Here is an 11563-nt window from a genome sequence, read left to right on the forward strand (position 1 = left end):
AATTACCCCATTACCAAAAAGTCTTCCTCACTCAATAACGATTCTTGCAATGGTTTAGCAGGTTGTAAACTTCTTGCCGTTTCTATTACTTGTTGTACTATCTCATAAGTTGAGTTGGTTAATTGTAACTGCGTTTGCGGTGCTTGTTGTAACCAATCTGCTACTTGCAGGTGAAAGTTTGGTGTCAGTTTATCTACTATTGGTACATTAAAATCTTTCAATGCGGCTGCATTACAAAGCTGTTCATATTGCCCACGAATAGGCAAGCACATCACACGTTTACCCATATATAATGCTTCTGCTGGTGTTTCAAAACCCGCACCTGTAATTACACCATGTGCAGTCATTATGCTATGGTTAAAAGCACTGTTACTAATGGACTTAAACGTAACATTAGCAATAGTTTCAGCCTGCTGTTTGGTTTTAGAAAACACTTCAAAGCGAACATCTTTGCAAGCTTGTAGGCTTTTCAAAACCACATCATCGCTGTAGTGAGATAAGTACACCGTTACGTGACCATTATCTACCACATCAGCGTTTAAGATATCATCCTTTATAATTGGGCTATAAATAAAATCGTCGTATTGTTTAAAGTGCAAGCCTATATAGCTATCAGCAGTGGCGTACTGTTGCAACACTAGTTCACCCATCCAATCTTTTTTGGCTGGTCTTGGTGTGTGTTTACTTTTAAAACTTGCTTGGTGGCCAAAGTTTACAGACGCAATACCTTTCAATTTGCAGGCCAAAGAAGTAATACTGTCAAAATCATTAATCACAACATCGTATTGCTCTATTGGCAAGGCTTTTGCTTCTTTGTAGATGTTTGTAATTGACAATTCTTGCCACATTTTCCAATAGTCTAAACCACCTCTATTACCATAAAACAAGCTGATGCCTTTACTACGATATTTAATAGGCAAAGCAGGATTTAAGTTGCTATTACTACCACTTAAAAACACATCTACAGTACCGTATTGTTGTAGGTAAGGCAGTAATTCCATTGCTCTTGCAATGTGCCCGTTACCAGTTGCCTGAACGGCATAGAATATGCGTAGCCCCTTACTCATAGCGATAAGTTTATAGCGTTACCAATATCTATTTTCGAGGCAAACAATAGTACTTCTTCAGGTATCACATTTAGCTTTGGTAATCGCTTTTCCATTGTTACTACAGGTGCAGCAGTATTGCTAAATGCTTTTTCATCGTAGTGGTAAATGGTCCAGTCATTACCGTGATACTCTAAAGCGGTGAGGTTTTCAACCCAATCACCACTGTTAAGATACGTAACTTTTCCTTTCTCTGTAACAATTTCTCTTTTTTGTGGCTGATGAATATGCCCACAAATTACATAATCGTATTTTTTCTCTATCGCAAGCTCAGCAGCGGTTTGCTCAAAATCACCAATCCAGCTCACGGCTTTCTTAACACCATTTTTTACCTTTTTACTAAAGCTCATTTTCTCTTTCCCAACAGCCTTTAGTATTGCGTTAATAAATCTGTTCAGCACTATCAATAAGTCGTAGCCATGACCACCCAATTTTGCCAATACTTTCGCCCACCCTTTTGTAGTTGCATCAAACACATCACCATGAAATACCCAAGTCATTTTCCCGTTTATTTCCATCACCAACTTATCCGTTAGTTCAAAGTTGCCCATATGTATACCACTGTATCTTCGCATTATTTCGTCATGATTACCAGTAATGTAAATCACCCTCGTGCCTTTACTTAGCAGGTTCATAATTTCTTTTATCACCTGCATGTGAGCCACAGGAAAATAGCGTTTATTAAACTGCCACACATCTACTATATCGCCGTTTAATATCAAAACCTCAGGTGAAATGCTTTTTAAGTAGTTCACAATTTCAGTAGCGTGACAGCCATACGTGCCTAAGTGCAGGTCGCTCATTATCACTACTTCTACGTTACGTCTATTCATTGTATTTATTGGGTTTATCAAAACTCATTACACACTATTACCTAAATATGAATTATTAATGAACAAATTGTTATCTACTGCATTAAGTATGATATTTTTTTGTTAACTAGCTGTAGATTATCTATTGAGCATCGTTGCACACTGCATCGGTTATAATTTTATTGGGCTTTTAGCGAAGCGAGGCTATCCCTGCAATGACTTACTTACAAATTATTATATCCAACGTTTAAAATAACAATTAATATAAATATTTTAAGCGATACGTTTTCGTCAGCTGATTTTTTATCAAAAGTTAGTGACCCTTTAATCGTATTTGATTCAAATGAAGCAACCGACTTAAAGTGTGATGATCAGCCATATTTGTATGAATTTGGTTCTGCAAGTATGGTAAATTTTTCTAGGATACAATCTTTCTTCCCCACATTCGTCTACCTTACAAACGAAAATTATTGTTATGCAAAAAGTGGCTTTGGTTACAGGCGCTTCATCTGGTATAGGTAAAGAAACAGCCAAACTATTATTACAAGCTGGCTATACGGTGTATGGTGCTGCAAGAAGGGTAGATAAAATGCAAGATTTACAAGCCATTGGTGTAAAACTCTTGGCCATGGATGTAACAGATGATGCCTCTATGGTAAGTGGTGTAAACACCTTGTTGGCTGCTGAAAATAGAATAGATGTCTTGGTAAATAATGCTGGCTACGGCTTGTTTGGGTCGCTAGAAGATGTGCCTTTAAGCGAAGCAAGGTATCAGTTTGAGGTAAACATATTTGGCCTTGCAAGGCTTGCACAATTGCTACTACCTACTATGCGCTTGCAACGTAGCGGTACTATTGTAAATATCTCTTCTATAGGCGGTAAGCTAGGTGAGCCACATGGTGCTTGGTATCATGCTACTAAACACGCAGTTGAGGGTTTAAGCGATAGCCTAAGAATGGAACTAAAGCAGTTTAACATTAACGTAGTGATTATAGAACCTGGCGCCATTATTACCGAATGGGATGGCATTGCGAGTGAGAATTTGCTAAAAGTTTCTGGTAATACCGCTTATGGTGCTTTGGCAAAGAAACATGTTGGCATGTTTGCAAAAACTTACAAGTTTGGTTCGCAACCAATTGTGGTGGCTAAAACAATTGTAAAAGCTGCTACTTCTAACAATCCTAAAACACGCTATGCAACAGGTGGTGGTGCTAAATTTATTTTGTTCTTTAGGTATCTTTTGCCCGATAAATGGTTTGATGCCATTATGCTGGCCAATATGCGGTAATTGCTTAAAAAGTACTAGTGAAAAACATCCCAAGCAAAGCGAATGAGCGTACCTATCACCACCAATAAAAAGAAAATGCGGATAAATTGATTGCCTTTGCTGATGGCAAATTTGGCACCAATAATACCGCCTACTGCATTGCTAGCAGCCATTGGTAACGCAATAGCCCAAATGATTTTACCCTTTAATAAAAACAATATAATAGAACCTGCATTGGTGGCAAGGTTTACCATTTTAGCATTGGTACTTGCTAGTAAAAAATCGTAACCCATAATACTTACAAAAGCTAGTACTAAAAAGCTGCCTGCGCCAGGGCCAATAAAGCCATCATAAAAGCCTATTACTAAGCTGATAGCTAGCCCATACCATATTTGTTGTTTGGCAGAATGTTGTTTTACTATTTGGTTACCAAAATTCTTTTTACTGTAAGTATAAATGGCTACAAATACGAGCACCACTAGTAGTAGCGGTTTCATAAAACTATTGCTTACTACGGTTAACAATTGCGAGCCACCAAATGATGCTGCCATTGCTACAATCATCATAATACCAAGTAATTGCCAGTTAACTTTTTGTCGCTTTAAGTATTGCCTAGCGGCAAATGCAGTACCGCTGAAAGATGGAATTTTTAATGAACCTATAACTGTAGCCACAGGAAATTGTGGTAGCATTAAAATGGCAGTAGGCGTTTGTATTAAGCCGCCGCCACCTACAATAGCATCTACAAAGCCAGCTAGAAAAGCGACTAAACAAAGAATAATAATGGTAGTAGTTGTAAGCATTAGCCAATAGTTTTTTGTGATGGTGTGATGTTGGCAATGACTAAACCAATAAGTACTATTATGCCACTGATAATATGGATGCTGGTAAATTGTTCACCCAATAAAACCACTGCTTCTATGGTACTTAAAACAGGTATTAGGTTGCCAAACAATACCGTTCGGCTTGGACCAATAAGATGAATTGAGCGATTCCAAAAAAGATAAGATAGTACCGAACAGCCAATGCTTAAATAGGCCACATTACTTACAACGGTCACATTAAAAGGTATGGTAGTTGGCGTAATTAAATGTTCAGCAATTACAAATGGTACAAGCATGGTAGTACCAAAACTAAAGCCAGTAAATAAAAACCCTAAATCTGATACGCCTTTAGGTTTATACTTAGTAAGATTGTTGTACACAGCAAATGTAAGTGCACCCAACAGACTCCATAAATCGCCAATGGCAAAACGAAACGTAATAAGGCGTTGCAAACTACCTTGTGCTATTAACGTAACAATACCAATAACACATAAAGCCAAGCCAATGATACGCTGCAAAGGAATATGTTCTTTGAAAATTATTTTGGCAATAACAACCGCAAAAATTGGTGCAGAAACAGAGCCGATTAATGCGAGATTAATAGCAGTTGTATAGTGACCTGCTATGTATAAAAACACATTGTAGCAAGTAAAGCCCATAAATGAAGTGAGTATAAAATAGCCTTTATGTTGCCAAATGATTTGTTTCTCTTGTTGAAACTTGCGCCAGGCAATTGGTGCAATAATTAAGGTGGCAAAAAACCAGCGTAAAAAAGCAAGCATTACAGGTGGCACAATAGGAGAGATGCTGCGAGCAATAATAAAATTACCCGACCAAATGACGGCTGCTAAAACTGCCAAACCTATGCCTGTAGCGGTATTGCTCTTTTTGTTAAATGTCATTTTGGGGTTACTAAGCAAATGTTAGGATTGCCTAAAGTGGCTGCAATTTGGGGTTATTTTTTGTTATCTCTCGCAGAAGTCGCAGATAGCGCAGAATTTTCTGTGTGTTTTCTGTTTCGGGGGTAAATATTGTTGAGACAATATGTAATAAATACTAGCTTGAAAAATACAATTAACAGGCTGTAAATTTTTCCGCGTAATCTGCGGTTTCTGCGAGACAAATATTATCTAGGAAAGCTGATTTTACCCATGCTTACACTTGGTGTGTTATTGCCATAAAAAGTATTGCCGCCACATAAGTTTTCGTTTGCCAATAAAGCAAACAGAACCGCTTCTTTAGCATCTGGATGAATACCAATTACTTGTGTAGTACTGATAGTAATGTGTGGTAATTGCGATTGAATATTTTGTAACAATAAAGGATTATGCATACCACCACCACTTACAAATATTGTGATAGGTTCTTGCGGTGTTGCAAGTTGTTGAATAGCTACTACAATAGCATTTGCAGTAAAATAATTAAGCGTAGCTATTACATCTGCATGGGTCAGATTGGCAACATTGGCTTGCTGCATGGCTGTATTTAAGTAATCAAGATTAAATAATTCTGGCCCTGTGGTTTTAGGAAAACTACTGATAAAAAAAGAATGATTTTCTAATGCTTGTAATAATGCGCTATTCACATTGCCTTGCTTAGCAATGGCTGCATCTGCATCAAAATATTTACCCTCAAAGTGTGCTTGTACATAAGCATCCATCATGGTGTTGCCTGGCCCAATATCGGTGCTAATTATTTTATTGGCATCTAAACTACCTGGTAAAAAAGTAGCATTACTAATGCCACCAATGTTCGGCAATATTCTGTCTTCACCGGCTTTACTAAACAATAAATAATCACCGTATAAAGCAAGCGGTGCACCTTCGCCACCGGCAGCAATATGCTTTTGTCTAAAATCGCTAAGGGTAATAATACCAGTGGTTACAGCCAAATGATCACCATCACCAATTTGTAAAGTGCCATTGCTATAATTGGCTAACCCATGTAGACTTTTTGGTGCATGATAAATAGTTTGCCCGTGGCTTGCAATAGCATCAATTTGATGGTTTTGATACCCCCATTTAGCCAAGCAAGTATTTACCATTTGCCCATGCAATACACCAATATATTCGTTAAGTAAGCAAAGCTTTTCTAGGTCAACCGTCTTTTTAGAGAAAATGGTTTTTACCTCAGCTTTAAAGTCATTTGTATAAGGCACTGTTTCAAAGGCAACAATAGATAGCTGCGTATTATGACCACTACCTACACATTTGCACAAAGCCACATCGAGGCCATCGAGTGATGTACCGCTCATTAAGCCAATAATTAAACGCTCAGGTTTATTGGCTATTTGATAGAGTGAGGCAATGTTAGGGTTCATTGTGTTGGGATGATGAACTAACCTAAAGTTCTAATCTTGGCAATAATACCTGTGGTAGAAAAGCCGTCCACAATTTTATTAATAACCACCCTGCCGCCATTGGCTATTACTTCTTTAGCACCTACAATTTGGTCTATGGTATAGTCACCACCTTTTACAATCACATCTGGTAAAAGCGCCGAAATCAATTCTAATGGGGTGTCTTCTTCAAAAATTACCACAGCATCTACAATAGCCAAACTTGCCAATAATAAAGCACGGCTATGCTCATTATTAATCGGTCTTTCTTCACCTTTTAGGCGTTTGGTACTGGCATCGCTATTTACACCAATTATTAACCTATCGCCTTCTCTAGCCGCTTCAGATAGTGAAGAGATATGGCCTGCGTGTAAAATATCGAAGCAGCCATTAGAAAAAGCAATGGTTTTGCCTGTTGTTTTCCAGCCTTTTACTACCGCTACTAGTTCTGGTAGTGTGTATATTTTTTTGCCAATGGCTTCAGTTTGTTTCATGTATCGCTGATTGAATGATTGTAATGATGAGGAATGATTTGCGATTACTATTTTAATTCCCCTTCAGGGGCTAGGGGCTTCTTCTTATTATACCAAGGCAATAAACCAAGGCATACAAACCCTACTAGCACTACAATTAAAAACTGTGCAAACCACTGTAGCGTGCCATTTGCGTAGCCAATAGGATAAGGAACATCATTTTTTTCTAGCACTTTGGCTAAAAATAAAGCGTATGCACCAATACCACCAGGCGTTGCAATCATGCCTAAACTTGCAAACGCTAAACCTGAAATTGCAACCGCAATGCCTAAGTGTTCAGTACCTTGTGTGGCTTGTAAACCTACCCAAGTACCCACTACATACAATATCCAAATGCCTGCGGTGCACCATAAAAACTTGCCTTTTTGCTGTAGGTTTTTTATGCTTGCAAGGCCTTCTACCACGCCTTTTAAAATCTTTTTTAAAGCAATTACTATTTTAAGATGCGCAAATTGATTGAACCAAACTTTGATAGCAATAATAATGGCGACAAGAATAATAACAACTATTGCTACTTTGGTAATAGAAATGCTACCAGTTTTGTTGGTGAAAATAACCATCAGTAATTCTCTGCCATATTCACCCACTACTTCGTATTGTGTAGCAAAAGCTATTACAAAAAATAGCATGAGGCAGATAACATCAAATGCACGTTCAACTACTATGGTGCCTACTAATTTTTCTGTGGGAATTTTTTCGTAACGGGTTAATAAAGTGCATCTAATCACTTCGCCCAAACGTGGTATTGCAAGGTTAGTAAGGTAGCCAATCATTACTGCAAAGAATACATTTACCGTAGATGGTTTGTAGCCCATTGGCTGCATTAAAATTTTCCAGCGAATGCTACGCAAAACATGGCTGCTGCTTAGTATAATAAATACAGGAATAAGCAGTGCAAACTTGGCGGTACGTAGCGATAGTTTAAACTCATCCCATTTATCATGCGGTATTTGCTGCAAGCTCCACCACACAAGAAAAACCCCAATACCTAGAAATACGCTATACTTTAGTGCATTAGTTATTTTCTTTTTCATTCAGTGCCACCAGTTTAAGATGGTTTGCAATTTACTAAACCCATTTGTAACTATAACTTATTTCCTTCTTTAGGAAAAATAACCCAAGGCTTAAAGGTTTTAGCAGCTTCAAAATCCATTAGTGCGTATGAAATAATAACAATTACATCACCTACAGCACCTTTACGTGCAGCAGGGCCATTTAGGCAAATAACACCACTACCACGCTTGCCTTTTATGATGTAAGTTTCTATGCGCTCACCATTGTTTACATTCACTACCTGAATCTTTTCATTTTCAATAAGGTTAGCTGCTTCCATTAAATTTTCATCTATGGTTAGGCTACCTACGTAGTTAAGGTTAGCTTCAGTAATGGTGGCTCTATGAATCTTTGATTTTAATACTTGTATCTGCATAATGGGTGCAAAAATAGGATAGTACTAACTTGCTTTTTTTCGAATTACGCGAATGTTTTTTATAACTCTATTCAGGTTCATTTAACAGTAAATTATCTATCAATCTCACACCATTTAAAAAAGCAGCAATCAAGGCCACTTTTGGGGTATCGTTGCTTATTTCTTTAATTTGTTCAAGGTTGTCGGCATTGCAAATGGTCACGTAATCTACCGAGTCAAACCCACTTTGTAGCAATTTTTCAGTTACTGTTGCCGTTAGCTCACTTGATAATCGATGGTTAAAATTTTGCTTAATATATTGTAGCGATTGGTAAATGGTTGTGGCTTTGTGTTTGTCTTCATCACTCAATCGCATATTGCGGCTGCTCATGGCTAAGCCAGAACTTTCTCGTAAAGTAGCACCAATAATTAGCTGCGTTTTTATACCCGTTAATGCAATCATTTGCTGTATTACCATGCACTGCTGATAGTCTTTTTGCCCTAAAAACAACACGTGTGGTGCCACAATATCTAATAATTTATGCACTACTTGACAAACGCCTTGAAAATGATTGGGTCTGAATTTACCTTCTAAAATGGTTTCGAGAAAGCCAAGTTGATAGTGTGTACTTAGTGCCGTGCCATTTGGGTATATTTCATTTGCCGAAGGCAGAAATAATATATCGCATTGTGCTTGTTCTAGCAAGCGAATATCATTTTCTATAGTGATGGGATATTTCTCAAAATCCTTACTGTCGTTGAATTGTGTCGGATTGACAAATATACTGCAAACAGTAATATCGCATTTTGCCTTGCTTATGCCAATGAGCGATAAATGCCCTTGGTGTAAAGCGCCCATTGTGGGTACAAAACCGACAGAAAGCTGACTGTTTTTTTGCTGCTTGAGATATTTTTGTAACGCATTTATAGATTTAAAAAGTATCATTTTTTTTGTCGTATTTGGGTGAAGTTTGCGTTACCACCAATTTTCGCAGTATTTCCTTTACTTTTGCAAACTTGTTTTTCGGCTAATATTAAAAAAGGTCTTATCAATGTCAAAGAAAAGAATTTTATTCATAGCCACAGAGATGTCACCATATTTAGAGTTGACAGAATTTGCTGGGATGGTCAATCGACTGGCTATAAAGAGTAACGATACTGGCCTAGAGGTGCGTTGCATTATGCCTAGATTTGGTGTTATTAACGAACGCAGGCATAGGTTGCACGAGGTTGTGAGACTTTCTGGTATCAATGTTTCTGTTGACAATGATGATTATCCATTACAAATTAAAGTTGCTTCTTTGCCTAATGCAAGATTGCAGGTTTATTTTTTAGAAAACGAAGATTTCTTCAAGCGCAAGCAAATTTTTCATGATGAAAATGAAGAATGGTTTGATGATAATGGCTTGAGAACTATTTTCTTTTGTAAAGGTGCTTTAGAAACGGTAAAGAAATTTGGCTGGGCACCAGATGTGGTACATTGTAGCGGTTGGATGAGTAGCTTGGTACCTGCATACATAAAAACAGCTTACAAACGTGAGCCCGTATTTGGTAATAGCAAAATAGTATTTACCATAGCTGAAAATACATTTGAAGAAAAACTAAGTCCAGATTTTATAAAGAAAGCATTAATTAATGCGAATATTAAAGAGAAAGATTTAGATACTGCAAAAGAACTTGATAATACTGCACTTTATAGAGTTGGCGCTACACATGCTGATGCCATTACATTTGGTTCAGAAGATGTAAACCCTAAATTAATCACCGAATTTGGTAAAGCCAAGGGTAAAAAAATAGTATCGTTTAAAGGTTTAGATACAGATTTATCTGAGTACATGGATTTGTACGAAAGTCTATCATTATAACATAGTTCAAGCATTATATTTGCCATCATAATTTTTAAAAATTACATTTTCATGCCTTATTTATTTACTTCCGAAAGTGTATCTGAGGGACATCCAGACAAGGTTGCAGATCAGATATCTGATGCGTTGATTGATAATTTTTTAGCGTTCGATCCACAATCAAAAGTGGCTTGCGAAACATTGGTAACTACTGGTCAGGTAATATTGGCTGGTGAGGTTAAAAGTAAAAGCTACCTTGATGTGCAAGAAATTGCACGTGGCGTTATTCGTAAAATTGGTTACACCAAAAGCGAATACATGTTTGAAGCTAATAGCTGCGGTATTTTAAGCGCTATTCACGAACAAAGTGCTGATATTAACCAAGGTGTAGATAAAAAGAAGAAAGAAGAACAAGGTGCTGGTGACCAAGGTATGATGTTTGGTTATGCTACCAACGAAACAGCTAACTATATGCCTTTGGCGCTAGATTTAGCACATACATTGTTGATAGAATTAGCAGCTTTACGTAGAGAAAACAAGGCTATTAAATATTTGCGCCCTGATGCTAAAAGCCAAGTAACCCTTGAGTACGATGATAACAATAAGCCTATTAGAATAGATGCGATTGTTATTTCTACGCAGCACGATGACTTTGATAGCGAAGCAAAAATGTTGGCTAAGATTACTAAGGATATGAAAGAAATTTTGATTCCTAGAGTAATGAAAAAATACCCTCAGTACAAGCATTTATTTAGCGATAAAATTAAGTACCACATTAACCCAACTGGTAAGTTTGTTATTGGTGGTCCTCATGGCGATACAGGCTTAACAGGTCGTAAAATTATTGTAGATACTTACGGTGGTAAAGGTGCACACGGTGGTGGTGCATTTAGCGGTAAAGACCCTAGTAAAGTAGATAGAAGTGCTGCTTATGCAACACGTCACATTGCTAAAAACCTAGTTGCTGCTGGCCTTTGCGATGAAGTATTGGTACAGGTTTCTTACGCTATTGGTGTGGCTCAACCTACATCTATCAACGTAAATACTTATGGCACTGCTAAAGTAAAATTAACAGATGGTGAAATTGCTAAAAAAGTAGAAGCTATCTTCGATATGCGTCCTTACTTTATTGAGCAACGCCTAAAATTACGTAACCCGATTTACAGCGAAACTGCTGCTTATGGCCACATGGGTCGTAAAAATGAAGTGGTTACTAAAGAGTTTAAAGAACCTTCTGGTAAAACCTTAAAAGTAAAAGTTGAATTGTTTACTTGGGAAAAACTAGACCACGTAGAAAAAGTAAAAAAAGCATTTAAAATAAAATAATGCTTTACAAATGATACTAAAAGGGTGTAACTCATAAGAAGTTGCACCCTTTTTTGCGAATTACTTATCATGGTACTTTAAAACTAAATGGGCTATCTCAGAATT

General features: G+C 37.3%; 12 protein-coding genes. 3 read left to right on the plus strand and 9 right to left on the minus strand.

Annotated elements, in window-relative coordinates:
* Positions 1-2: 2 nt before the first annotated feature.
* Positions 3-1067, minus strand: a complete 1065-nt coding sequence (locus ACT9TX_RS10735; RefSeq protein ID WP_481338288.1) for a glycosyltransferase family protein — start codon at positions 1065-1067, stop codon at positions 3-5.
* Positions 1064-1939, minus strand: coding sequence for a UDP-2,3-diacylglucosamine diphosphatase (locus tag ACT9TX_RS10740; protein ID WP_481338289.1), 876 nt, complete (start codon positions 1937-1939; stop codon positions 1064-1066). Before ACT9TX_RS10740 ends, ACT9TX_RS10735 begins: the two co-directional genes overlap by 4 nt.
* A gap of 454 nt (positions 1940-2393) precedes the next feature.
* Here ACT9TX_RS10740 and ACT9TX_RS10745 point away from each other — a divergent pair, with 454 nt between their 5' ends.
* Positions 2394-3206, plus strand: coding sequence for an oxidoreductase (locus tag ACT9TX_RS10745; protein ID WP_481338290.1), 813 nt, complete (start codon positions 2394-2396; stop codon positions 3204-3206).
* A 14-nt stretch (positions 3207-3220) separates the two neighbouring features.
* On the opposite strand, the gene ACT9TX_RS10750 is transcribed toward ACT9TX_RS10745, so the two are convergent.
* From ACT9TX_RS10750 to panC, 7 genes are all read right to left on the minus strand, one after another.
* Positions 3221-3988 (minus strand): sulfite exporter TauE/SafE family protein, encoded by a 768-nt coding sequence (locus tag ACT9TX_RS10750; protein WP_481338291.1) that lies wholly within the window; start codon positions 3986-3988, stop codon positions 3221-3223.
* Positions 3988-4911, minus strand: coding sequence for a DMT family transporter (locus ACT9TX_RS10755; protein ID WP_481338292.1), 924 nt, complete (start codon positions 4909-4911; stop codon positions 3988-3990). Before ACT9TX_RS10755 ends, ACT9TX_RS10750 begins: the two co-directional genes overlap by 1 nt.
* 224 nt (positions 4912-5135) lie before the next feature.
* Positions 5136-6329 carry an anhydro-N-acetylmuramic acid kinase gene (locus ACT9TX_RS10760; RefSeq protein ID WP_481338293.1) on the minus strand — a complete coding sequence of 398 codons (1194 nt, stop codon included), beginning with the start codon at positions 6327-6329 and terminating at the stop codon, positions 5136-5138.
* 17 nt (positions 6330-6346) lie between these two features.
* A complete protein-coding gene (rfaE2, locus tag ACT9TX_RS10765) occupies positions 6347-6841 on the minus strand; it encodes a D-glycero-beta-D-manno-heptose 1-phosphate adenylyltransferase (protein WP_481338294.1) in 495 nt (164 codons plus the stop codon).
* A 47-nt stretch (positions 6842-6888) separates the two neighbouring features.
* Positions 6889-7914, minus strand: coding sequence for a lysylphosphatidylglycerol synthase transmembrane domain-containing protein (locus ACT9TX_RS10770; RefSeq protein WP_481338295.1), 1026 nt, complete (start codon positions 7912-7914; stop codon positions 6889-6891).
* A gap of 50 nt (positions 7915-7964) precedes the next feature.
* Positions 7965-8309, minus strand: coding sequence for an aspartate 1-decarboxylase (gene panD, locus ACT9TX_RS10775; protein WP_379013229.1), 345 nt, complete (start codon positions 8307-8309; stop codon positions 7965-7967).
* A 67-nt stretch (positions 8310-8376) separates the two neighbouring features.
* The gene (gene panC / locus ACT9TX_RS10780; RefSeq protein WP_481338296.1) at positions 8377-9234 is read right to left on the minus strand and encodes a pantoate--beta-alanine ligase; all 858 of its coding nucleotides are present in this window, start codon (positions 9232-9234) and stop codon (positions 8377-8379) included.
* A 106-nt stretch (positions 9235-9340) separates the two neighbouring features.
* Between panC and ACT9TX_RS10785 the strand changes: the two genes are divergently transcribed.
* The gene (locus ACT9TX_RS10785; protein ID WP_481338297.1) at positions 9341-10153 is read left to right on the plus strand and encodes a glycogen/starch synthase; all 813 of its coding nucleotides are present in this window, start codon (positions 9341-9343) and stop codon (positions 10151-10153) included.
* A 51-nt stretch (positions 10154-10204) separates the two neighbouring features.
* Positions 10205-11458, plus strand: coding sequence for a methionine adenosyltransferase (metK, locus tag ACT9TX_RS10790; RefSeq protein WP_481338298.1), 1254 nt, complete (start codon positions 10205-10207; stop codon positions 11456-11458).
* Positions 11459-11563: the final 105 nt, after the last annotated feature.

The organism is Parasediminibacterium sp. HNIBRBA5674, assembly GCF_056745525.1.